This is a genomic window from Aliivibrio sifiae (assembly GCF_002954705.1).
GTDB lineage: Bacteria > Pseudomonadota > Gammaproteobacteria > Enterobacterales > Vibrionaceae > Aliivibrio > Aliivibrio sifiae_A.
On the sequence record NZ_MSCO01000001.1, the window covers coordinates 735008 to 759990 of the forward strand.

The following is a 24983-nucleotide window of genomic DNA, read 5'->3' on the forward strand; positions in this document are numbered from 1 at the left end:
GACTTGCCCCCATATTATTTCTATAGATACTGACGGAAAGAGAGAAGAATATGAACCTGGAGCGTTCCGAGCGCATTGAGATACCAGTTCTACCATTACGTGATGTAGTGGTGTATCCGCATATGGTAATTCCACTGTTTGTGGGCCGTGAAAAATCGATTCGTTGTCTAGAAGCGGCAATGGAGCAGAATAAACAAGTCCTACTTGTGGCACAAAAAGAAGCAGCTAAAGAAGAGCCACAATTAGATGATTTACACGGTGTTGGTACAATTGCGACAATTTTACAATTATTAAAATTGCCTGATGGCACAGTTAAAGTATTAGTTGAAGGTCAACAACGTGCAAAAATTCATCAGTTTTTAGAGGCTGATTTCTTTACAGCAGATGCTGAGTTTTTGCTGACTCCAATTATTGATGATGCCGAGCAAGAAGTGATTATGCGCTCTGCAATTAATCAATTCGAAGGCTTTATTAAATTAAATAAAAAAATCCCACCAGAAGTGCTAACGTCACTTAACGGAATTGAAGACGCTGCACGTCTAGCTGACACTATTGCTGCTCATATGCCACTTAAACTGGTTGATAAGCAAGAAGTTTTAGAGCTTACGGATGTTATTGCACGCTTAGAATTCTTAATGGGCATGATGGAGTCGGAAATCGATTTATTGCAAATCGAAAAACGCATTCGTGGCCGTGTTAAAAAACAAATGGAAAAAAGTCAGCGTGAATATTATTTGAATGAGCAAATGAAAGCTATTCAAAAAGAGCTTGGTGACTTAGATGATGCTCCAGATGAATTTGAAGCACTGCAAAAGAAAATTGCAGATGCAAAAATGCCAACAGAAGCACAAGAAAAAGCAGAACAAGAATTGCAAAAGCTAAAAATGATGTCTCCGATGTCAGCAGAAGCAACAGTTGTTCGTAGCTATATTGATTGTATGGTTGCTGTGCCTTGGTATAAACGCTCTAAAGTGAAAAAAGATTTAGCCAAAGCAGAAGAGATTTTAAACTCTGACCATTATGGCTTAGAGCGTGTAAAAGAGCGTATTCTTGAGTATTTAGCGGTTCAAAGCCGAGTGACAAAGCTAAAAGGTCCAATCCTTTGTTTAGTTGGTCCTCCTGGTGTTGGTAAGACGTCGTTAGGTCAATCTATCGCTAAGGCAACAGGTCGTAAATACACACGTATGGCACTAGGTGGCGTACGTGATGAAGCTGAAATTCGTGGTCACAGACGTACTTATATTGGCTCTTTGCCTGGTAAATTAATTCAAAAGTTATCAAAAGTTGAGGTAAAGAACCCACTTTTCCTATTAGATGAAATTGATAAAATGTCATCTGATATGCGTGGTGACCCAGCATCGGCACTTCTTGAAGTATTAGACCCAGAGCAGAATAATAAATTTAGCGATCATTACTTAGAAGTTGATTACGATCTTTCTGATGTCATGTTCGTTGCAACGTCTAACTCAATGAATATCCCAGGTCCATTGCTTGACCGTATGGAGGTGATTCGTTTATCTGGTTATACCGAAGACGAAAAACTGAATATTGCTAAGAATCACTTGTTGATGAAGCAAGTAAAACGCAATGGCCTTAAAGATCATGAAATTGAAATTGATGACTCAGCTATTATGGGCATCATTCGTTATTATACTCGTGAAGCGGGTGTACGTAGCTTAGAGCGTGAAATTTCTAAATTATGTCGTAAGGCAGTTAAACAAATCTTATTAGATAAATCGATTAAGAAAGTAACCATTAATCAAGATAACCTAAAAGATTTCTTAGGAGTTCAACGCTGTGATTATGGTAAAGCGGATGACGAAAACCGTGTAGGCCAGGTTGTTGGTTTAGCATGGACTGAAGTTGGTGGTGACTTATTGACGATTGAAGCTGAATCAATGATTGGTAAAGGCAAGTTAGCTTATACCGGTTCTCTTGGTGATGTAATGAAAGAGTCAATTCAAGCTGCGATGACCGTTGTGCGTACACGTGCAGATAAATTAGGTATTAATCCTGACTTCTATGAAAAACGTGATATTCACGTTCACGTACCAGAAGGTGCAACACCAAAAGATGGCCCTAGTGCTGGTATTGGTATGTGTACCGCTTTGGTATCAAGCCTAACTGGTAATCCTGTTCGTTCAGATGTTGCTATGACAGGTGAGATTACTTTGCGTGGTGAAGTCTTACCAATTGGTGGTCTAAAAGAAAAATTATTAGCAGCGCATCGTGGTGGTATTAAAACTGTCATCATTCCAAAGGATAATGAACGCGACCTAGAAGAGATCCCAGCAAATGTAATTGCTGATCTATCGGTTCATCCAGTTAAATGGATTGATGAAGTCTTAACCTTAGCACTTCAAAATGACCCTCAAGGTTTTAGTCTTGAGCAATCTAAAAAGTGACGTGTAGCAAAAAACGTTGATATAACAGGGCTGACAGGTCGAAATGACTTGTCACTTTATATTGATGCAGCTAAGTTAAACCTTATTGCGTGATCATAACTTCACACATTTATAATCAAAATATGGACTCGTTCATTAATCATTGAATGAATAATTTAAAGGGGAATACCGTGAATAAATCTCAATTAGTCGATCAAATTGCTGAAAATGCAGATATCTCAAAAGCAGCTGCTGGCCGCGCTCTAGATGCATTAGTTGAAACAGTAACAGAGACACTAAAAAGTGGTGATCAAGTAACGCTTGTTGGTTTCGGTTCATTTGTTGTTCGTGAGCGTGCTGCTCGTACAGGTCGTAACCCTAAAACAGGCGAAGCGATTGAGATTTCTGCTGCAAAAGTACCTGCATTTAAAGCTGGTAAAGCACTTAAAGATGCGTGTAACTAAGCGAAATATAGATAAAACTCTACACAAGCTAGCGTAAGGCTAGTAGACTAGAGTAATGAGTCATAGGCGCATCCAATGATGCGCTTTTTTATTGTTAAAATTTTCTTTTGTTGAACTATTTTACATTTTCACTATCAATAGAAATTGACACGCTACTTGTATAAATAGTGTATTCCACTTGGTGATTAGGAGTTAAAACATATTATGATGGATCGAATTCGCGAAGGTTCAACAGGCCTCGTAGTTAAGATCATTCTCGGTCTAATTATTTTCTCATTTGTATTTGCAGGTGTAGGTAGTTATTTAGTCGGTGGGGGTCAACCACTAGCTGCAAAAGTTGGTGAACGTGAGATTACGCGCAATGATTTTGAACAAGTGTATCAAAATGAACGTAATCGTATGCAATCTCAACTTGGTGAGTATTTTTCAACATTACTTGGCGACCCAGCATACGTAGAACAATTTCGTAAATCTGTTTTAGACCGTATGGTTAATGATGCGCTATTAGATAATCAAGCTCAAGATTTAGGTCTTCGTGTTGGTGACGAACAAATTCGTCAAGCTATTTTATCTATGCCTCAATTTCAAAAAGACGGTAAATTCGATGAAGAGATTTTCAATATTTCACTTCGTCGTGCGGGTTTCAGTTCAGATAGCTTTGCAGAATATTTACGTCAAGATTTAGTTCGAAATCAATTGGTTCTTGCTCTTGAATCAACAGAATTTACGTTGGATAACGAAGTAAAAGCACAAGGTGCTTTAGAAGCTCAACAGCGTGAAATTCGTACTATTACTCTTAATACTGCTGAATTTGCAAAACAAGCAACAGTGACAGATGAAGAAGTTTCTGAATATTACAATGCAAATAAACAACAATTTGTTCGTCCAGAACAAGTGAAAGTTTCTTATGTTGAATTATCTGGCGACTCTTTAAAAGCACAAGCACCAATTACGGATGAAGAGATTCAAACGTATTATAATGAAAATCAAGATAAGTATTCTACGCAAGAAAAACGCGAAGTAAGCCATATCCTGATTAAAGGTGATGAAGCTGATGCTAAAGCTGTTCTTGCTCGTTTAGATGCTGGTGATGACTTTGCAACGGTAGCAAAAGAAAGTTCACAAGATATCCCAACAGCAAAAGAAGGTGGTTCTTTAGGTTGGATTGAGCGTGGTGTTATTGATCCTGCTTTTGAAGATGCGGCTTTCCAATTGGTTAATGTCGGTGATCATTCAGGTTTAGTTAAATCTGAGTTTGGTTATCATATTATTCAACTTGACGGTGTTGAAGCTCCAAAAACAAAACCTCTTGCTGAAGTAAGTACAGAAATTAAATCTTTCTTAGTCGATGAACATGCCGCTGATGCATTTTATAGCCTACAAACAGAGCTAGCAGAAAAAGCATTTGAATCACCTGATTCTTTAGATGACGCAGCTGAAAGCGTTAATGTTAAAGTAATGACATCTGACTTCTTCTCTCAAGAAGATGCTCCTGAACTGCTATCAAATCCTGCAGTTTTACAAGCTATCTATAGCCCTGAAGTAAAAGAAGATGGTTTAAATTCAGACGTTATTGAAATTGCACCAGAGCATATTGTTGTTGTTCGTGTTGAAGATGTTCGAGATGAAACCGTATTACCTTTAGAAGATGTTAAACCAGCAGTGACTGATCGCTTATCTCAAACAAAAGGTGAACAAAAAGCAGTCGAACTAGCTCAAGGTGTTATTAATGCACTGGATAAAGGTCAGACGAATTACCTAGCAGATAATGGTTTAAGCTTTACTGAAGCACGAATGATTACTAGAGCTGATGAGTTGGCAAATGATGTGTATCGTTTGCAAAAACCAGAAAAGGGCGCATCAACTTACGCTCAAGTGATGGATCGTCAGGGAAACAATGTAATAGTTGCACTTGATGGTGTATTAGAACTAAGCAATGATGCAATGGCTCAGCAAGTGTCAACGCGTTTACTTAGAACTCAAACTCAACAAGATCTAACGGCAACATTAGATACGCTTAAAGCAAACTCTGATATTAGTTATCCATTATTAGAACAATAATCAATTTATTTGTAATTGATAAATAAGATAGACGGGCCCCTAGTTGGGGCCCGTCGTGTTTTTAGGGTAAGTATAAATCTATCGGTGGGATTTCTTCTTTGGTTTATTTACTATTTTTTGGGATGACAGATAGAGAGTGAATTTCTGAAGTATCTGACATTATTATTTAAATCTTGAACAAGGAATAGTAATGACTCGTATAACAAACTTAATCAGTTCTTTTTTATTTGCTCTTATTTTATTTTCGAGCAGTATCGCTCATGCTAAAGAAGAAAGCGTAAATAAACACGATGGTATTGAAGTGGTCGTTAATATCAACGAGGCTGGAGCTGAGGAGCTTAAAACATTGCTGATTGGTGTTGGCAACTCAAAAGCACAAGCTATTGTTGATTATCGTAAAGTGAATGGAAAGTTTGCAGCGGTAGATGACTTATCTAATGTGAAAGGGATTGGCGCTAAATTAGTTGAGAAGAATCGCAGTAGAATTATATTATAATTTACTCTTTATAAAAAAGGGAGCCTTAGAATATAAGACTCCCTTTTTATTTCGATATGTTCAGTTTAATGTGCTTTTTCAGCACCATGCATCCAGCGAATAAGAGTTCCTGAAATTGTTAGCAATAAAATTCCAGAGATGGTTGCTGCAATAGCGATACCTGCAAAAATATCTAATGCGCCAAGACTTTCAACATGTGAACCAACGATACCTGCAATATAATTAGAGATGGCATTGAACCCAAACCATGTCCCCATCATAAGAGAAGCCAAACGGAGTGGTGCGAGTTTAGTCACTAATGACAACCCAATCGGAGATAAACATAGCTCACCTAACGTATGGAAGAAGTAAGCTCCCACAAGCCAGTACATAGATGTTTTAACTGTTAAGTCGCCACCTTGTTCCATGACCGCTCCGACCATACAAAGAAAACCAATGGCTAAGAAAAAGAGAGCCAAAGCGAACTTAATTGGTGAGCTTGGTTCTTTTGGCCCTAATTTAACCCATAACATAGCGATTAACGGCGCGCATACAATAATGAAGAAAGGATTCAATGATTGAAACCAAGCGGCAGGCACTTCAAAGGAACCAATCATTCTATCTGTGTATTGTTGAGAATAGATATTCATTAAGCCGCCAGCTTGCTCAAAGCCTGCCCAAAATACAATAACGAATAGACCCATAACCATAATTACTTTTAGGCGATCAATTTCAATTTTACTTAATACATTATGGGATTTACCTTTTGCATTTTCTTTTGCTATATGAGCAGCAGGGCGAACCCCAATATCACCTAAGAAGCGTTGAGCAAATAAAGTTTGAATGATTAAACTAATAACCATACCAATACCGGCCGCAGCAAATCCTGCTTTCCAACCCCATATGCCTGTTACAGAACCAGAAACTACGCCAGCAAGCAAGGAGCCTAAATTAATGCCCATATAAAAAATGGTAAATGCACCGTCACGGCGATTATCACCATCTTGGTATAAATCACCAACCATGGTTGATACGTTTGGTTTGAATAAACCATTACCAGCAATTAGGAAGCCTAAACCGACATAAAAAAGAGCCTCAACAGAGAATGGCAATAAATCATGAGGAAGTGCGAGTGTAAATTGGCCTACAACCATGAGAGATCCACCAATAAGCAGCGACTTTCGTTGTCCTAGGTAGTTATCTGCCAACCATCCACCAATAAGAGGGGTGATGTACATCAAAGCGGTATAAGTGCCATATAAGCTAAGGGCGTCTTTAACTGTCCAGCCTAAACCACCATTAATGGTTCTGTCTGTTAAATATAAGACTAAAATTGCCCTCATGGCGTAATAAGAGAAGCGTTCCCATAATTCTGTTCCAAAAAGTAAGAACAATCCTTGAGGGTGTCCCATGAGTGTTTTGTTGTTATTTGGCATAATGCTCTCTGTTTAATAGAATTTTATTCTCTTTATATAAGACAAATTTATACCCCTCGAATGATTCAACTGCAATGTTGTACATATTAATGTGATTTGCTTAACATTTTAAATGATTGAAATGTTTAGAAACAAGTATTTACTGTTACATATTACCTCTCTGTTTTGCTTCTATTTTTTAATTTTAAATTCTAAATAATTTCAATTTTATGGTTTTTAATTTTTATTTTTGGTGTTTTTTTAATATTATTTGTTTCTTTTGTCTGTTTTTTGTCATTTAACATCTGAAACAAGATAGTTGTCGAGTTATTGAACCTATTTATTTAGTTGTTGTTTATGGCGTGCTATGATCTTTAGCTGGTTAGCTAGGTATATAAATAATGAAAGAATGGTATTTACTCTACTGTAAACGTGGGGAACAACAGCGAGCAAAAGCACATTTAGAGAATCAAAATGTAGAGTGCTTTTACCCTGAGATTGAAGTTGAGAAAATAACGAGAGGTAAAAAAAAGGCAGTTAAAGAACCTTTATTCCCTTGTTATATGTTTGTTCGTTTTGATTTTAAGGATGGCCCGACGTTTACGACCGTTCGTTCAACTCGTGGAGTGAGTGACTTTATTCGTTTTGGTGGGCAACCGAAAGTATTGTCAGGTGATTTAATTTATTCATTAAAATTACTAGACCACGATAACATTCAAAATAAAGAGGTAATTGAGACTTTGCCAGAAGCGGGGCAAAAAGTTTCGATAAAAGAAGGCCCCTTCGTTGGTGTTGATGCTATTTATAAAGAAGCGGATGGGGAAAAACGTTCGATTTTATTAATTACCCTTATTAATAAAAATGTTGAAATTAAAGTAGAGAATTGCGATATCGATTATTCGAAATAAAAAAAGCGCCATTAGGCGCTTTTTTTGTGATTAACTCTTTAATTAATCATAAGCTTCATTGTGAACGGCTTGAACAGCTCGACCAGAAGGGTCAACACAGTTTTTGAATGATTCATCCCACTCTATCGCTTTTGCTGAAGAGCACGCAACTGATGGACCACCAGGAACACATTTAGCAGCATCTTCAAGAGGAAATAACTCTTCAAAGATTTCACGATACACGTAACCTTCTTTGGTTACCGGGGTATTGTAAGGGAAACGGAATTTTGCAGACTCCATTTGCTGATCAGTTACTTTTGCTTCTGCTGTTTCACGTAATGTATCAATCCAGCTATAACCTACACCATCAGAGAATTGCTCTTTTTGTCGCCATGCAATCGCAGCAGGCAAATCGTCTTCAAAACATTCTCGAAGAATGTGTTTTTCCATTTTACCGTTACCACACATTTTATCTTGTGGGTTTAGTCGCATTGCAACATCAATAAATTCTTTGTCTAAGAAAGGTACTCGACCTTCTACACCCCAAGCTGCAAGTGATTTGTTAGCACGAGCACAATCAAACATGTTTAGAGCAAGTAGTTTACGAACTGTTTCTTCATGGAATTCTTTTTTGTTTGGCGCTTTATGGAAGTATAAGTAGCCACCAAAAATTTCATCAGCACCTTCACCTGAAAGTACCATTTTAATGCCCATTGCCTTGATCTTACGGCCTAATAAATACATTGGTGTAGAGGCGCGAATGGTGGTTACGTCATACGTTTCAATGTGATAAATAACATCACGGATAGCATCAAGACCTTCTTGAATTGTATAAGTCATTTCATGATGCACAGTACCGATTTGATCGGCTACTTCACGAGCTGCTTTTAAATCGGGAGCGCCTTCTAAGCCAACTGCAAACGAGTGTAATTGTGGCCACCATGCTTGAGATTGTTGGTCATCTTCAATACGCATTGCTGCAAATTTTTTCGCAACCGCTGATGTAATTGATGAATCAAGACCACCAGAAAGAAGGACACCATAAGGAACATCTGTCATTAATTGACGTTTAACCGCATCTTCCAATGCTTGCTTAAGGTCATCTTTACTTGTTGGATTATCTTTAACTGCGTCATATTCCATCCAATCACGTAAATAGTAACGAGTTGGCTCAACATCTTTTGATGAGTAGAAGTGGCCAGGAGGAAATTCACTGATTGATTTACACACTGGAACCAAAGCTTTCATTTCAGAAGCAACGTAATAGTTACCATGTTCATCATAACCGTGGTACATAGGGATAATGCCAATATGGTCACGACCGATTAAATATTCATCTTTTTCTTCATCATAAAGAATAAATGCGAAAATACCGTTCAAATCTTCTAGCAGATCTGTGCCTTTTTCGCGGTATAGCGCTAAAATAACTTCACAATCAGAATCTGTTTGGAATGCGTAATCGTCAGCGTATTTTTCTCGTAATTCTTTATGGTTATAGATCTCCCCATTCACTGCTAAAATATGCTTTTTATCTTCGCTATAAAGGGGTTGTGCACCACTATTTACACCAACAATCGCAAGACGCTCATGCGCTAAAATTGCTTTGTCTGATGAATAAATGCCTGACCAATCAGGTCCACGATGGCGAAGTTTTTTTGACATTTCAAGTGCAGCTTTACGTAGTGGCGTTGAATCGGTTTTAATGTCCAGTATTCCAAAAATTGAGCACATAAGTTCCCTCTAATCTCTTCTTAATTTTTATCATAAATTATTCTCTTAACTACAATTTGCCACGATCGATAAAAAAAGCAACCAAGAAATACAAATAAAATTACAAATAGGCAACCTAATTAGATAATATTTAATATTTCATCCATTTTGGTTTTGAATCGTTAATTGGAGGTGGTTTTTTGAACAAAAAGAATGGAGAGTTAGGGAATATAAATAAAAAATCAGATTAGAATTTAAATAATCTCTAATCTGATTTTTAAAGTGACTAAGTTGTTAATAAAAGAATCAATGTTTCATATACTCTTTTTGTTGATTAAATTGAGGGCTTAATTGTTCACTTACATGCCGAGCAAAACCACTACCGGCTTCATGATAAATATTAAAAGCGGCATCCACGCCTTGTTCAACCAATCCTTCTATTTGATCATTATAAGCCGCAATTGCTGCTGTTTGACCTTGGTAATTTCTTGATTGTAATTGCTCTAATGCAAACTGATTACCTTGGTGGTTTGGCATGGCTAATAATACTAATTTCACATGAGAAGTTGAAAGTATACGTTCCCAAAAATCAGGGTCGGTTGCATCTCCGGATATCACATTACGACCAAGATCTTGATGTTGCTTTGCTGATTCTTCTCGAAGCTCAATACCTAAAATAATATCACCGTACTTTTCTTTTAGTTCATCATAAGCACCACTACCAATACGACCCATGCCAAGAATTAAAATTTGGGCTCTGCCTGGATTAATTAATTTATCCATTGGATTTAAACGTTCTGCGGTGTGTTCTTTTAACCAATGGCGTGAGCGCTGGTAAATAGAGTGGCCAAAATTATTTAAAGGAGCTGAAATAATAAAGGAAATCGATACAGCAATAGCTATGGCAACAAGAGTATCACCCGGCAACCAGCCCATTTTGAATGCTAACCCACCGACAATTAGGCCAAATTCACTGTAGTTGAATAAAGTTAGAGAGGCGAGGAGAGAGGTTCTTACTCGAAACTTAAACTTGTTAATGATAATGAAGTATAAGAGCCCTTTTACAGGGAGAAGTAGAATTAAAAGTAGAGCAAGCGTTAATCCTGCAAATGTCGGTGCGGCAGATAATCCTATGTTTAAGAAAAAACAAATCAATAAAATTTCTTTCAAATTAAATAAGGATTTTGATAATTCAGAGGCCTTAGAGTGACCAGCCAGTAACATTCCCAAGATAAGGGCACCGAGGTCAGGTTTCATTCCAACCAGTTCAAAAGTTCCTGCTCCTGCGACAAGTGCTAAGAAAATACCGTAAAGTACCAGCATTTCACCATGTCCAGCCCAATCTAACAATTTAAAGAATAAAGGCCTTAGGAGGGGGAGAGCAAATAAAGCGAGTGCTGTTATTTCTGGGATCTTTCCTGTGGAAGCCGTTAAGAATACAACCGCGAAGATATCTTGCATAACAAGAATACCGATTGCTAAGGTTCCGTAAGTTGCATTCATTTCGCCTTTTTCTTGTAACGCTTTAACTGCAAATACGGTACTAGAGAAAGAGAGAGCAAAGCCAAATAAGACAAGTTGTGCTGTATCTATATCTGCCAGCATCGTGATCCCAAGAAGCTTGAGACCAAGAAGAGCAAAGGTGAAGAATAATGTTGAAAATAGATTATGAAGTGTTGCTCCTAACCAAATTTCTTTAGCTAGTAAGGTTTTGATATCTAACTTTAAGCCAATTGAGAACAGAAGAAGTGTGACACCAAGATCAGCAAAGGTAGATAGCGCTTCATTAGATTGAAAACCAAGTGCATGCAATCCAAATCCAGCTAATAAAAAACCAACTAATGGAGGTAAATTAATTTTTAGTGCTATAAACCCCATTACAAATACTGCAATGATAAAAAGTAACTCCATATACTACTATTCCTAAAAGTGGTCGAAAAAAAGGGCCGCAAAAGCAGCCCTAGAGTAACATGTTAGAAATTATTTATGATTATTCATCTAATAATTTTTGTAACAATACACCATTAAGCATTGCGCGTTTGACCATTGAAAAAGCACCAATGGTCGGTTGTTCATGAAGCTCGGATGCAACAATTGGTAGATCTTTGTGGAACGCGGTTAATGATTGATTTTTAATACAGTTGTGGATAGCAGCAAAAAGAATTTTATCAGATTGAGTAATTGCACCTGAAATAACAATTTTTTGTGGATTAAATAGATTAATCGTCATTGCTATCGCTTTACCCAATTGATTACCAACGCGTAATAATGTTTGCGTTGCAAGCTCATCACCATGATTTGCAGCATGACAAATATCAGCCATTGTTATGTTATCTAACTGCGAAAGACTTGAAGGGTAGCCTTGTGCAAGCAGTGTTTTAATTCGTGAAATAATTGCAGGGTTTGCGGCTACGGTTTCTAAACAACCAAAATTGCCACATTGACATTTATCACCAATTGGATCGATTTGAATGTGGCCGATCTCACCTACATTTCGATTATGACCTAAGAAAACCTTTCCGTTAACAATGATGCCGGCACCGGTACCGCGGTGAACACTGACGAGTATAGAGTCATAGCAATCTTTAGATGCACCAAAGTAGTGTTCGGCTAGAGCTAAACCACGTACATCGTTACCTACGAAACATTGGGTATTGAAAGTATCTTTAATAAAATCAGCTAAGGCTAATTTATCTATGTCGGTATTCGGCATGTACTCTACAACGCCCGTCTCTGGATTAACTAAACCAGGGAGGGTGATACCGATAGCAATTAATTGTTTAATTGTATCTTGGTTACGAGTGATGAACATTTGAACTAATTGACGTAATCCATCCAATAGCTCTTGTTGATGTGAGTAATTAAACTCATGATACTCAGAAGCTAATTCTTTTGTTGAAAGGTCAAAAAGACTTAATTGGATATAGTCTCGACCTAAACGCACTGCAATAGAGTGGAAGGGGGCGGTTTCAGTGGTCAAAGAAATAGCTCTTCGACCGCCTGTTGATGCTTGTTGCGCGACTTCTTTAATTAAGCCGCGCTCTAATAGTTGACGGGTAATCTTGGTAACACTTGCAGGAGCAAGCTGACTAACGTCTGCGATTTGAATTCGAGAAATCGGGCCTTTTTGGTCGATTAAACGATAAACAGCCGCACTGTTTAATTGTTTTACTAGGTCTACATTACCAATTTGTCCGTCAGTCATATTAACTTTGCTCGTATTGTCCGTTAACAACAGTCGCTTTTACATTGAAGTCACGATCAAAAATAGCAAGGTTAGCAACCATGTTCTTTTTGATTCGGCCAAGTTTATTATCTACACCAATTGCTTGAGCTGGATATAACGTAGCCATACGTAATGCTTCATTTAAAGCGATTCCAACGTGCTCAACTGTATTCTGAACTGCTTCAATCATAGTCAGAGCTGAGCCGCCTAATGTGCCATTCTCATCAACACATTTACCATCCTTGTAATATACTTTCTTACCAACAAAAATAAAGTATTCCATGTCAGCACCTGCAGGAGCTGTGGCATCCGTCACTAATACTAGCTTTTCTTTCTTTATTTTGTGTGCAATACGGATGTTTGCATAGTCAACATGGAAGCCATCCGCAATGATGCCAGCATAAACATCTGGAGTATCGTAGATAGCACCAACAACACCTGGTTCACGACCAACCATTGGCGTCATCGCATTAAATAGGTGAGTTGCGAAAGTAATACCAGATTCAAACCCTTGGCGAGCTTCTGCATAGGTAGCGTTCGTATGACCAATTGACACGACAATACCTGCTTTACATAAACGTTCAATATGCTCTGGATCATTTTGTTCTGGAGCAAGCGTTACTTTTGCAATTAAATCAGCGTTATCACACATAAGTTGAATCATATCTGAATCAGAGTGACGGATATGATCAACGCTATGAATGCCTTTTTTCATTACATTCAGGTACGGGCCTTCAAGGTGTAGACCTAAAGATTGGTTTTGATATTTATTGTGGTATTCACGAGCTGCTTCAATAGAAGTACGCATGTCTTCATCTGAAGAGGTAATTAAAGTAGGTAAGAAGCTAGTACAACCTGATTTTAGGTTCGCTTCATGCATCGTTTGCATTGTTTCTGCCGTAATTTCATCATTCAACATTACGCCACCACAGCCGTTTAGTTGAAGATCAATAAAACCTGGGCTTAGAATTGCGCCATCTAAATCCTTTAGCTCAATACCTTCTGGTAGTTCTGATGTTGGGCAAACGGCCTCGATTTCTGTTCCATTAATGATTACAGAATGGTTAACAAGAACATCGTTACCAGTATAAACCTTACAGTTAGTTAGCGCATACATAGCTTGAATCCTTAAGTTATAATTTATGGTACGAAAAAAATATAAACTTTTTTCGTTGAAATTTTTAAGCAAGTGAAAATAGAACTGCTTACTGAGCGGTACACTCAGTTACCTAAATGTTACGTTCAGTAATGACAAAGTTTGGTCTTTTATAGACCAAATTTTATTCCTGATGTTTTATTCTTTCGAATGATAAAATAAGTTTTATGATCTCGCTAGCAAAATACCTTAAATATTCCCTCCACAGGTGATAATGATCACAATTAGCTTGCTTTTAATTTGCGGGGCGAAATTAATCCCTTACACTGACCCTGTTAATAACGAGTAGCGAAATAAGTTTATAATGGACAAATTAAGCTATTCAAAAAAATCTAAAATCCTTATAGGGGGAATCTAAAGGTGAATATTTTAGGATATTTTCAAAAAGTAGGTAAAGCACTGATGGTACCAGTTGCTACATTACCTGCAGCAGCAATTTTAATGGGTATTGGTTACTGGATTGACCCAGTGGCTTGGGGCGGCAACAGTGCACTAGCAGCGTTTTTAATCAAAGCTGGTGCGGCTATCATCGATAACATGTCAGTACTGTTCGCGGTCGGTGTTGCTTATGGTATGTCTAAAGATAAAGATGGTGCAGCGGCACTTTCTGGTTTTGTTGGTTTCCTTGTTGTAACTACTCTTCTTTCACCAGGAGCGGTAGCTCAAATTCAAGGTATTGATCCTGCTGCAGTTCCTGCTGCATTTGGTAAAATCAATAACCAATTTGTTGGTATCCTAGTTGGTATCGTATCTGCTGAGATCTACAACCGTTTCTCTACTGTTGAACTGCATAAAGCACTTGCATTCTTCTCAGGTAAGCGTCTTGTACCTATCTTAACTTCTTTTGCAGGTATTTTAATTGCGTTCGTACTTATGTACATCTGGCCTGCAATTTACGGTGGCCTTGTACACTTCGGTGAGTCAATCCAAGGTATGGGTTCTGTTGGTGCTGGTATTTACGCATTCTTCAACCGTCTACTTATTCCTGTAGGTCTTCACCATGCACTTAACTCAGTGTTCTGGTTCGACGTTGCTGGTATTAATGATATCCCTAATTTCTTAGGTGGTGCTCAATCTATCGCTAACGGTACAGCAACAGTTGGTGTTACAGGTATGTACCAAGCTGGTTTCTTCCCAATCATGATGTTTGGTCTACCAGGTGCAGCACTAGCTATCTACCACACGGCTAAAGTTGAGAACAAAGAAAAAGTTGCATCTATTATGATTGCTGCTGGTTTCGCATCATTCTTTACTGGTGTTACAGAGCCACTAGAATTCTCATTCATGTTCCTTGCTCCTGCGCTATACGTAGTTCACGCAGCATTAACAGGTATTTCAGTATTCATCGCAGCGTCTATGCAATGGATTGCAGGTTTCGGCTTCTCAGCAGGTCTAGTAGATATGGTTCTTTCTACTCGTAACCCACTAGCTGTTAACTGGTACATGCTAATTATCCAAGGTATCGTATTCTTCGCAGTTTACTACTTCGTATTCCGCGCTGTAATCGTTAAGTTTAATCTTAAGACTCCAGGCCGTGAAGACGACGACGAAGAAGAAAGTTCAGTTCGTGGTTCTAAAGAAACTGGTGAACTAGCTAAGCAATACCTTAAAGCTCTAGGTGGTCACGAAAATCTAGAAAACATCGATGCTTGTATCACTCGTTTACGTCTAACTCTTAAAGACACTAGCGTAATTAGCGAGAAACAACTTAAAGCATTAGGTGCAATGGGTGTGGTTAAACTTGGTTCTAACAATGTTCAAGTTATCCTTGGTCCTCTTGCTGAAATCGTAGCTGGTGAAATGAAAAAAATCCCAGCGTCTGAAGACCTAACAGCAGTTGCATTACCATAATTATTGAGTAAATTAACTCAAATTAATAAGCCGCTCTAATTAGAGCGGCTTTTTTTATGGAAATAAAGCAACTATTTGATTCTATATATTGAGTATTGGTCCATAATTGTGGATCATAGGGAGATATGAACAATCTGTTCTTTCTACTAATACCAATGAGGTGCTTTAGATGAGTGAAACTGAAACTCGTCCTACCAACTTTATCCGTCAAATTATTGATGAAGACCTAAAGTCAGGTAAACATTCCAGTGTCCATACTCGTTTCCCGCCAGAGCCAAACGGTTATCTGCATATCGGACACGCAAAATCTATCTGTTTGAATTTTGGTATTGCTCAAGATTATCAGGGACAGTGTAATCTACGTTTTGATGATACTAACCCTGAAAAAGAAGATATTGAATACGTTGAATCAATCAAAAATGACGTTAAATGGTTAGGTTTTGATTGGAGTGGTGATATTCATTATTCTTCAAACTATTTCGATAAACTGTACGGTTACGCAGTTGAACTGATTGAAAAAGGCTTAGCTTATGTTGATGAGCTAACGTCGGATCAAATTCGCGAATACCGTGGTTCACTTAAAGAGCCAGGCAAAAACAGCCCTTACCGTGATCGTAGCATTGAAGATAACCTTGCGCTATTTGAACAAATGCGTGATGGTAAATTCAAAGAAGGGACAATTTGTCTCCGTGCAAAAATCGACATGGCTTCTTCTTTTATCGTAATGCGTGATCCAGTAATTTATCGTATTCGTTTCGCTTCTCATCACCAAACTGGTGATAAGTGGTGTATCTACCCAATGTACGATTTTACACACTGTATTTCGGATGCGTTGGAAGGTATTACACATTCTATTTGTACATTAGAATTCCAAGATAACCGTCGTTTATACGATTGGGTGTTGGAAAATATTACGATTGACTGTCAACCGCATCAATATGAGTTCAGCCGTCTAAATTTAGAATACACTATCATGTCTAAGCGTAAGCTTAATGAGCTTGTGACTGAGAAGTTGGTAAATGGTTGGGATGATCCACGTATGCCTACTGTTTCTGGTTTACGTCGTCGTGGCTTTACTGCTGGCTCTATTCGTGAATTCTGTAAACGTATTGGTGTGACTAAGCAAGAAAACATGATCGAGTTTGGTTCATTAGAATCTTGTATTCGTGATGACTTAAATGAAAATGCACCTCGTGCAATGGCGGTTCTTGAACCTGTTAAAATCGTAATTGAAAACTACGAAGAAGGTAAAGTTGAGACACTTAGCGTAGCTAATCATCCTAACAAACCTGAAATGGGTAAGCGCGATGTACCATTTACTCGTGAAGTATACATTGAACAAGATGACTTCCGTGAAGAAGCAAACAAAAAGTACAAGCGTTTGGTTCTTGGTAAAGAAGTTCGTCTACGTGGTGCTTATGTTATTCAAGCAGACCGCATTGAAAAAGACGAAGCGGGTAACATTACCACTATTTTCTGTAGCTATGATGCAGAAACACTAGGTAAAAACCCAGCAGATGGTCGTAAAGTTAAAGGTGTTATTCACTGGGTATCTGCAGATAAAGCTGTTCCTGCTGAGATCCGTTTATACGATCGTCTATTTACAGTGCCAAATCCAGCAGCTTTAGAAGATTTCTCAGAGAGTATTAACCCTGAGTCATTGATTGTTAAAAATGGTTTTGTAGAACCAAGTTTAGCAACAGCAGAAGCAGAAGCAGGTTACCAGTTTGAGCGTACAGGTTATTTCTGTATTGATAACAAAGACTCTACACCAGGGGCTCTTGTATTCAACCGTACTGTAGGATTACGTGATACTTGGGAAGGTTAATCCTGACTAAGAGTTCAAATAATCGATAATAAAAAACCAGCAGAAATGCTGGTTTTTTTATAACTAAAATTTATGGTATTGACGATTAACCGTTATGAGCGTCATCATTATCAATGCAGTCACCAGTAATGCAGTGGCCGTATAGATATAAACTGTGGTTTGTTAATCGAACATTGTATTTTTTAGCGATCTCTTTTTGACGTTCTTCAATCATTTCATCAGAGAATTCAATTACTTTGCCGCAATCTAAACAAACAAGATGATCATGGTGGTGCTGAGTTGCTAGTTCAAAAACAGATTTACCGCCTTCAAAATGGTGACGGGTCACAATGCCAGCATCATCAAATTGGTTTAATACACGGTATACGGTAGCAAGACCAATTTCTTCACCAATATCGATTAATTTTTTATATAAATCTTCTGCACTGATGTGTTGGCAATCTGGTTGTTGCAACACCTCTAAAATTTTCAGGCGTGGAAGAGTAACCTTTAAACCGGCTTTTTTTAGTGCTTGGTTGTTATCTGACATCGACTTTTCCTGTATTGACATTCTGCATCGATTTTTTGTGCAGTTTTAATAAGTTAATTATAGGGAACATTCAATCGAGTTGATACCTTATCTGCACGATCTCTTACAAAAAAATAGATGTTGATCTTTTGTTAATAAAACTATTATCATGAGGTCAGACCAGAATCAAGGATGATAAATATGTATAAATACTTTACCCCAAAAATAGTCAGAAGGGCATTGAATATTTGGCCTCCATTTTGGGGCGCTGGGATCTCTATCCAAAAAATTGCACCAGACTTTCAAGAAGTGCGAGTGATATTAAAAGATCGATTTTGGAATCGCAATGCGAATAGAAGCCAATATGGAGGCAGTATCTTTTCTATGACAGATCCCGTATTTTCGCTAATGTTAATGGGGATCTTGAGAGAAGAGTATTTCGTCTGGGATAAGCAGTCTGAAATAGATTTTATTTCCCCTGGAACTAGTGATTTGAATGCACACTTTTCTATCTCAAACGAAAAAATTCAAGAAATTAAGCAGCTTACTGAAGGTGGGGATAAGTGTTTTCCAAAATTTGAAGTGTATATTTATGATAAAAAAGGGAAGGTCGTTGCGAGGGTGAATAGAACATTATATGTGAGGAAGAAACCAGAGTTTAGATGATGCTCTCTACTCTCTTAATTTAAGAGATAAGTAAAGAGCATCATGAATCAAAATTAGTCTTCTAATTCTGCAAGGCACATTTCTTCATGGATTTGTTTAACCCATGCAGTTACGCGCTCTTCTGTAAGCTCTGGTTGACGATCTTCATCAATACAAAGACCTACAAAGTTATTTTCATCAACGAGTGCTTTAGAAGCTTCAAATTCATAGCCTTCAGTTGGCCAGTAGCCAATAACTGTGCCGCCTTTAGCTTCAACGATATCACGGATGTTACCCATCGCATCACAGAAGTATTCAGCGTAATCTTCTTGATCACCACAGCCAAAGATGGCAACAAGCTTAGTCGAAAAATCAATGCCTTCTAATTCTGGGAAGAAATCATCCCAATCACATTGAGCTTCACCGTAGTACCATGTAGGGATACCTAAAAGAAGAAGATCGAAGTTATCGATATCTTCTTTGCTGCTTTTTGCAATGTCTTGAACATGAACGAGCTTTTTACCAAGCTGTTTTTGAATCATCTTGCCAATAGCTTCAGTATTACCTGTGTCGCTACCAAAGAAGAGTCCTACACTTGCCATATGATGAATACCTGTATTTGTCTGTATTAATTAAAAATAGATGTTATTAGATCAGTGATTAGCCTAGACCTGCACCTTCCCAGCTTAGCTGAATAATCCCTTTAGCAATGAAACCTGTACATCCTAAAAAGAGTACTAGCCAAACAATTTTTCGGCCAAAAGCAGGTACGTTTGCTTGCTTTAAGACATCTTTAATAGCCATACCGATAAAAAAGAATATCGAGGCAAACAATAAATCTAAACCAATAGATTCAATGAGATCAAAATGTTCATATAGCATGAATTAGCCTTATCTTAGGTAAGTGACCTAAATCTGAACGAATAATTTGGCAAAACTATATCATAGCTTTGACATTGTTGGTATGGATTATCTATTACCAACTTTGGCTAAAAATCGACTTATGACCCGATAAATGACTTCAGGCTTTTCTGCATGGAGCCAATGACCTGTGCCATTTACAATATGTGCTTTAGCTTTTGGAAATTGCAGCATAATTTCTTTTTGATGTGAAGCTTGGATGTAATCGGAGTTTTCCCCTTTTATAAACAGAACATCTCCCGTAAATGGTGAGATTGGCTCCCAACCTATAATATGATGATAATTGTTTAATAATGCTGGGACATTAAAGCGTAAATTTAAGTGTTCGTTTTCTTTATATAATGACTTGCTTAGAAATTGTCGTACACCAGGGTCTACGATTGACGTTGCAAGTAATTGGTTTGCTTCTTTTCGAGTTGTTGGCGGAGTATCTATAATGCGTTGAAGACCTGAAAAAACAGCATCGTGTCTATGTTCAGGATAAGCAACTGGAGCCATGTCTAAAACAACTAATGAAGAGACGATTTCTGGTTTTTGACCAGATATTGCCATGACAACTTTACCTCCCATTGAGTGGCCAATGAGATGCGCAGATGAAATCGATAAGTGTTCAAGAAGCGTTATAATATCAAATGCGAGCGTTTGATAATTATGATCTTCTGAATGAAAAGAATGGCCATGATTTCGAAGATCAATACTGATCACTCGATAAGATGATTCTAATTGGCGTGCTAGAAGACCTAGATTATCTAAATTCCCAAATAAGCCATGAATTAGGATCAAAGGATCCCCATTTCCTTGTTCTTTATAGTTAAGTAGCTTCATTTTTCTGCGTTGTGTTAGGTTTGTCGTAGAGTATCACGATTATACAATGTATAATCGTGCCTTCATAAATAGATTATAGAATACGAACCATATAATGAAGACAATTGAAGTAGACGAAGAACTATACCGCTTTATTGCGAGCCAAACTCAACACATCGGTGAAAGTGCCTCTGATATTTTACGTCGTCTCTTAATGCAGTCATCACCTTTAGACTCTGTTATTTCTGTTTCAACACCTGTTGAAGTTCAGAAAAAGGGCATAGTAGTCAGTAAAGATGCTGGTAAAGAGGCATCTGTAGATCGCGTTAAAGCGGTACGTACCTTATTAATCTCTGATGAATTTTCCGCATTAGATAAAGCGATTGATCGTTTTTTAACTGTGCTATCAGAATTATATAAAATTGACTCAAAGGCGTTCTCTGAAGCGACTGAAGTAAAAGGAAGAACTCGAGTTTATTTTGCAGACAATCAAGAAACGTTGATTGCAAGTGGTAAAACAACCAAGCCCCGTGAAATTAACGGCACTCCATTTTGGGTTATCACTAATACAAATACTAATCGCAAGCGCCACATGGTTGAGTTGTTGATGGAGCGTATGGGTTTCCATCATGATTTGACAGAAAAAGTGTGCGCGGCGATTTAATTTTTTGAGTTACAGCTCAAAATATAATTTGTCACAAGGAATCGTCAAATGGCTATACATCCTCGTGCTGGGCAGAAAGCTCAGCAAGAAGATTTACACAATATCCCAGCATTAGTCTCTAATTATTTCTTATTAGAGCCTGATGCATTAAATCCAGATCAAAAAGTACAATTTGGTACTTCGGGTCATCGTGGGACGGCAGATAAAGCAACGTTTAATCAACATCATATTTGGGCTATTGCTCAAGCTGTTGCTGATGTACGTAAGGAAAATGGGGTAACAGGGCCGCTTTTCTTAGGTAAAGATACGCATGCTTTGTCTGAATCGGCTTTCATTTCGACTATTGAAGTATTAGTTGCTAATGGCGTAGAAGTTATTATCCAAGAAGATAATGGCTACACACCAACTCCAGGTATTTCTCATGCAATCTTAACGCATAACGTTAAATTTGATGATAAAGCTGATGGTATTGTTATTACTCCTTCTCATAACCCACCTCAAGATGGCGGCATTAAATATAATCCGACTCATGGGGGACCTGCAGAAGGTGAGTTAACGACGGCAATTGAAAATCAAGCCAATCTACTTATCGCAAATGAATTGAATGGTGTAAAACGTATTCCAATCAATGAAGCGATGACATCCGATCTAGTTAAACAAGTGGATTTAGTGAAGCCATATATTGATGATTTAAAAAATGTCGTCAATATTGAAGCGATTCAAAAAGCAAATTTAAAATTAGGCGTAGATCCATTAGGTGGTTCTGGTATTGAATACTGGCGTCAAATTGGTCAAGCATTTGATCTGGATTTAACTCTAGTAAGTGAAGCGATTGATCCATCATTCCAATTTATGTCGTTAGATAAAGACGGTGTAGTACGCATGGATTGTTCTTCACCTTATGCAATGGCTGGCTTGTTATCATTAAAAGACGACTACGATTTAGCCTTTGGTAATGATCCTGATTATGATCGCCATGGTATTGTTACGCCATCAGGCTTAATGAACCCAAATCACTACCTGGCTGTATGTATTGATTATTTATATCGTAATCGTCCAGCTTGGAAAGCAGAGGTCGCTGTAGGTAAAACTCTAGTATCTTCAGCTATTATTGATAAAGTAGTTGCAGATTTAGGCCGTGACCTATGCGAAGTCCCAGTTGGCTTTAAGTGGTTTGTTGATGGTTTATATGCTGGTTCTCTTGGTTTTGGTGGTGAAGAGAGTGCTGGTGCATCTTTCTTACGCTTTGATGGTACACCTTGGTCAACTGATAAAGATGGTATTCTTTTATGTTTACTTGCGGCTGAAATCACAGCAATTACAGGTATGAATCCTCAAGAGTACTACAATAAATTAGCTGCTCAACATGGTGAATCAAGTTATAACCGCATTCAAGCAGTAGCAAATAAAGCTCAGAAAGCAGTATTAAGTAAGCTATCTCCAGAAATGGTATCAGCAACAACGCTTGCTGGTGATGAAATCACTGCTCGTTTAACGCATGCTCCAGGTAATGGCGCTGCAATTGGTGGTCTTAAAGTAACAACAGCTAATGGTTGGTTTGCTGCTCGTCCATCAGGAACAGAAGAAATCTACAAGATTTACTGTGAAAGCTTTAAAGGTGCAGAGCACTTAGCATTGATTGAGCAAGAAGCTCAAGAGATTGTAAGCAATGTGTTTAAAGACGCTGGCTTATAATTAAACCAGTTAGAATGGATAAAAAGCAGCGCATGTCGCTGCTTTTTTATTATTAAAGTGGGTAGTAATGATGAATAACTTTCAGTTAGAACAACTATTAAATAAAGAATTAAAATCTCAACTTATTAAAGATTATTGCCCTAATGGACTTCAAGTTGAAGGGAAGAAGGAAGTCTTAAAAATTATTACAGGTGTAACTGCTTCTCAAGCACTTATTGATGCTGCAATCGAAAAAAATGCAGATGCTTTGTTAGTTCATCATGGCTATTTCTGGAAGGGTGAAAGTGAGTCAATTAAAGGGATGAAAGGTAATCGTATTCGGTCTTTAATTAAAAATGACATTAATTTATTGGCTTATCATCTTCCTTTAGATATTCATCCGACACTTGGTAATAATGCTGAATTAGCACGTTTATTTTCGATTGTAAATGTAGAAGGCCTAGAGCCAACACCTCAATCTATCGCAATGAAAGGGGAATTTGACGTTGCACTATCTGGTGAAGATCTGGCTTTAAGGATTGATCAAGTATTGAGTCGAAAACCTTTGCACATTACACCAGATATAAATAAAGACATTAAAACAGTGGCGTGGTGCTCTGGTGGTGGGCAAGATTACATTGAATTAGCTGCTCAACAGGGTATTGATGCATTTATTTCTGGTGAGGTATCTGAAAGAACGACGTATATCGCGCGTGAATTAGGTATTCACTATTTTGCCGCAGGTCATCATGCGACCGAGCGTTATGGTGTTAAGGCTCTGGGTGAATGGTTAGCGAAAGGGCAGGGTTTTGATGTGGAATTTATTGATATTGATAATCCAGTATAGTACCTATTTGGAATAATAAAAAAGGTTGATGTTAATACATCAACCTTTTTTGTTTATAAGTCTAACGATTTAAATCCGATTCTGAATTTAAGCTCAGGACTATTCACGTTCATGAAGTGGTTTAAACTCACGAAGCTCTTCACCAGTGTAAAGCTGACGAGGACGACCGATGCGGTTATTTGGGTCACTGTGCATTTCACTCCAGTGTGCAATCCAACCAACAGTACGAGAAAGTGCGAAGATTACAGTAAACATAGATACAGGAATACCAATAGCTTTCAAGATAATACCTGAGTAGAAATCTACGTTTGGATACAGCTTCTTAGAAACAAAATATTCATCAGAAAGCGCAATACGTTCAAGCTCCATTGCAACATCTAACAGTGGATCTTTAATATTAAGTTCTTTCAGTACTTCATGACACGCTTCACGCATTACGGTTGCACGTGGGTCATAGTTTTTATAAACACGGTGACCAAAGCCCATTAGACGGAATGGGTCATCTTTATCTTTTGCTTTTTCAACGTATTCATCAATGTTATCAAGAGAACCAATCTCTTCAAGCATACGTAGACACGCTTCGTTTGCACCACCATGAGCAGGGCCCCATAGTGAAGCAATACCTGCAGCGATACATGCAAATGGGTTAGCACCAGAAGAGCCAGCTAAACGTACAGTCGATGTTGAAGCATTTTGTTCGTGGTCTGCATGTAACGTAAATATTTTATCCATAGCACGAGCGACTACAGGATTTACTTCGTATTCTTCACATGGGTTTGCAAACATCATGTGTAGGAAGTTTTCAGCGTACGTTAAGTCATTACGTGGGTAGATAAACGGCTGGCCAATAGAATACTTGTAACACATGGCAGAAAGCGTTGGCATTTTAGATAACAGTCGGAATGCTGCGATTTCACGGTGTTCATCATTACTAACATCTAATGAGTCGTGATAAAAAGCAGCTAAAGCTCCAACAACACCACACATAACAGCCATTGGGTGAGCATCACGGCGGAAACCATGGAAGAAGCTTGAAATTTGCTCATGGACCATAGTATGGCGAGTCACGATATCTTTAAACGCTTCGTATTCCTCACGACTGGGTGCTTGGCCATTAAGTAGTATGTAACAAACTTCTAAGTAATCTGCATTATTGGCTAATTGATCAATAGGAAAACCACGGTGTAATAGAACACCTTTGTCACCGTCGATATAAGTTATTTGAGACTCACAAGATGCAGTGGCAAGAAAACCTGGGTCAAATGTGAAGTAACCACTTGCTCCTAATTTTCGCACATCGATCACTTCAGGACCGATGGTACCGTCCATGATCGGCATGTTTACTGGGGCCTGACCTTCGATGTGAAGGGTTGCCTTTTTATCAGCCATAACATTCTCCTTTTGTTATATTTTTATATTATCCCGGATATGAGAGTGACAACTTTGTACCTATTACACGGGCT

The 24983-nt window shown here is 38.0% G+C and carries 21 protein-coding genes; 11 read left to right on the forward strand and 10 right to left on the reverse strand.

Features of this window, described 5'->3' with window-relative positions:
* Nucleotides 1-50 precede the first annotated feature (50 nt).
* From lon to BTO22_RS03395, 4 genes are all read left to right on the forward strand, one after another.
* The gene (gene lon, locus BTO22_RS03380) at nt 51-2405 is read left to right on the forward strand and encodes an endopeptidase La (RefSeq protein WP_105054270.1); all 2355 of its coding nucleotides are present in this window, start codon (nt 51-53) and stop codon (nt 2403-2405) included.
* Between the two features lie 170 nt (nt 2406-2575).
* Complete coding sequence (locus BTO22_RS03385) at nt 2576-2848, forward strand: HU family DNA-binding protein (RefSeq protein WP_065591422.1); 273 nt, start codon at nt 2576-2578, stop codon at nt 2846-2848.
* Nucleotides 2849-3052: 204 nt separating this feature from the next.
* On the forward strand, nt 3053-4909 hold the full coding sequence (ppiD, locus tag BTO22_RS03390; RefSeq protein WP_105054272.1) for a peptidylprolyl isomerase: 1857 nt from the start codon (nt 3053-3055) through the stop codon (nt 4907-4909).
* A gap of 190 nt (nt 4910-5099) precedes the next feature.
* Nucleotides 5100-5405, forward strand: coding sequence for a ComEA family DNA-binding protein (locus tag BTO22_RS03395; RefSeq protein WP_105054273.1), 306 nt, complete (start codon nt 5100-5102; stop codon nt 5403-5405).
* A 65-nt stretch (nt 5406-5470) separates the two neighbouring features.
* Here BTO22_RS03395 and BTO22_RS03400 read toward each other — a convergent pair whose 3' ends face one another.
* Nucleotides 5471-6820 carry a peptide MFS transporter gene (locus tag BTO22_RS03400; RefSeq protein WP_105054274.1) on the reverse strand — a complete coding sequence of 450 codons (1350 nt, stop codon included), beginning with the start codon at nt 6818-6820 and terminating at the stop codon, nt 5471-5473.
* 380 nt (nt 6821-7200) lie between these two features.
* Here BTO22_RS03400 and rfaH point away from each other — a divergent pair, with 380 nt between their 5' ends.
* Nucleotides 7201-7707 carry a transcription/translation regulatory transformer protein RfaH gene (rfaH, locus tag BTO22_RS03405; RefSeq protein ID WP_105054275.1) on the forward strand — a complete coding sequence of 169 codons (507 nt, stop codon included), beginning with the start codon at nt 7201-7203 and terminating at the stop codon, nt 7705-7707.
* A gap of 42 nt (nt 7708-7749) precedes the next feature.
* Here the strand turns inward: rfaH and asnB are convergent, their stop codons facing one another.
* The 4 genes from asnB to nagA all read right to left on the reverse strand — a co-directional run bounded on the left by asnB (nt 7750) and on the right by nagA (nt 13739).
* Nucleotides 7750-9417, reverse strand: a complete 1668-nt coding sequence (asnB, locus tag BTO22_RS03410; RefSeq protein WP_105054276.1) for an asparagine synthase B — start codon at nt 9415-9417, stop codon at nt 7750-7752.
* 285 nt (nt 9418-9702) lie between these two features.
* Nucleotides 9703-11307 (reverse strand): cation:proton antiporter family protein, encoded by a 1605-nt coding sequence (locus BTO22_RS03415; protein WP_105054277.1) that lies wholly within the window; start codon nt 11305-11307, stop codon nt 9703-9705.
* A 79-nt stretch (nt 11308-11386) separates the two neighbouring features.
* Nucleotides 11387-12601, reverse strand: coding sequence for a DNA-binding transcriptional regulator NagC (gene nagC, locus BTO22_RS03420; protein WP_105054278.1), 1215 nt, complete (start codon nt 12599-12601; stop codon nt 11387-11389).
* A 1-nt stretch (nt 12602) separates the two neighbouring features.
* Nucleotides 12603-13739: an N-acetylglucosamine-6-phosphate deacetylase gene (gene nagA / locus BTO22_RS03425; protein ID WP_105054279.1), complete on the reverse strand. Its 1137-nt coding sequence runs from the start codon at nt 13737-13739 to the stop codon at nt 12603-12605.
* Between the two features lie 399 nt (nt 13740-14138).
* Between nagA and nagE the strand changes: the two genes are divergently transcribed.
* Together nagE and glnS are read left to right on the forward strand one after the other, a co-directional pair.
* Nucleotides 14139-15629 carry an N-acetylglucosamine-specific PTS transporter subunit IIBC gene (gene nagE / locus BTO22_RS03430; protein WP_105054280.1) on the forward strand — a complete coding sequence of 497 codons (1491 nt, stop codon included), beginning with the start codon at nt 14139-14141 and terminating at the stop codon, nt 15627-15629.
* 169 nt (nt 15630-15798) lie between these two features.
* Nucleotides 15799-17457: a glutamine--tRNA ligase gene (glnS, locus tag BTO22_RS03435; RefSeq protein ID WP_105054281.1), complete on the forward strand. Its 1659-nt coding sequence runs from the start codon at nt 15799-15801 to the stop codon at nt 17455-17457.
* Between the two features lie 85 nt (nt 17458-17542).
* On the opposite strand, the gene fcrX is transcribed toward glnS, so the two are convergent.
* The gene (gene fcrX / locus BTO22_RS03440) at nt 17543-17986 is read right to left on the reverse strand and encodes a ferric iron uptake transcriptional regulator FcrX (RefSeq protein ID WP_060990432.1); all 444 of its coding nucleotides are present in this window, start codon (nt 17984-17986) and stop codon (nt 17543-17545) included.
* A 180-nt stretch (nt 17987-18166) separates the two neighbouring features.
* On the opposite strand from fcrX, the gene BTO22_RS03445 reads away from it, so the two are divergent.
* Nucleotides 18167-18631, forward strand: a complete 465-nt coding sequence (locus tag BTO22_RS03445; RefSeq protein WP_105054282.1) for a hotdog fold domain-containing protein — start codon at nt 18167-18169, stop codon at nt 18629-18631.
* A 53-nt stretch (nt 18632-18684) separates the two neighbouring features.
* Here BTO22_RS03445 and fldA read toward each other — a convergent pair whose 3' ends face one another.
* From fldA to BTO22_RS03460, 3 genes are all read right to left on the reverse strand, one after another.
* Nucleotides 18685-19212, reverse strand: coding sequence for a flavodoxin FldA (fldA, locus tag BTO22_RS03450; RefSeq protein WP_012549622.1), 528 nt, complete (start codon nt 19210-19212; stop codon nt 18685-18687).
* A 58-nt stretch (nt 19213-19270) separates the two neighbouring features.
* Nucleotides 19271-19492 (reverse strand): DUF2788 domain-containing protein, encoded by a 222-nt coding sequence (locus tag BTO22_RS03455; protein WP_060990435.1) that lies wholly within the window; start codon nt 19490-19492, stop codon nt 19271-19273.
* An 87-nt stretch (nt 19493-19579) separates the two neighbouring features.
* Nucleotides 19580-20356 carry an alpha/beta fold hydrolase gene (locus BTO22_RS03460; protein ID WP_105054283.1) on the reverse strand — a complete coding sequence of 259 codons (777 nt, stop codon included), beginning with the start codon at nt 20354-20356 and terminating at the stop codon, nt 19580-19582.
* 94 nt (nt 20357-20450) lie between these two features.
* Between BTO22_RS03460 and seqA the strand changes: the two genes are divergently transcribed.
* The 3 genes from seqA to BTO22_RS03475 all read left to right on the forward strand — a co-directional run bounded on the left by seqA (nt 20451) and on the right by BTO22_RS03475 (nt 23520).
* Nucleotides 20451-20999 (forward strand): replication initiation negative regulator SeqA, encoded by a 549-nt coding sequence (gene seqA, locus BTO22_RS03465; protein WP_061028308.1) that lies wholly within the window; start codon nt 20451-20453, stop codon nt 20997-20999.
* A 48-nt stretch (nt 21000-21047) separates the two neighbouring features.
* Nucleotides 21048-22694 (forward strand): phosphoglucomutase (alpha-D-glucose-1,6-bisphosphate-dependent), encoded by a 1647-nt coding sequence (gene pgm / locus BTO22_RS03470; protein ID WP_105054284.1) that lies wholly within the window; start codon nt 21048-21050, stop codon nt 22692-22694.
* 70 nt (nt 22695-22764) lie between these two features.
* Nucleotides 22765-23520 carry a Nif3-like dinuclear metal center hexameric protein gene (locus tag BTO22_RS03475; protein ID WP_105055550.1) on the forward strand — a complete coding sequence of 252 codons (756 nt, stop codon included), beginning with the start codon at nt 22765-22767 and terminating at the stop codon, nt 23518-23520.
* 99 nt (nt 23521-23619) lie between these two features.
* Here BTO22_RS03475 and BTO22_RS03480 read toward each other — a convergent pair whose 3' ends face one another.
* Entirely contained in the window at nt 23620-24909 is a 1290-nt protein-coding gene (locus BTO22_RS03480) for a citrate synthase (protein ID WP_105054285.1), read from the reverse strand.
* Nucleotides 24910-24983 lie beyond the last annotated feature (74 nt).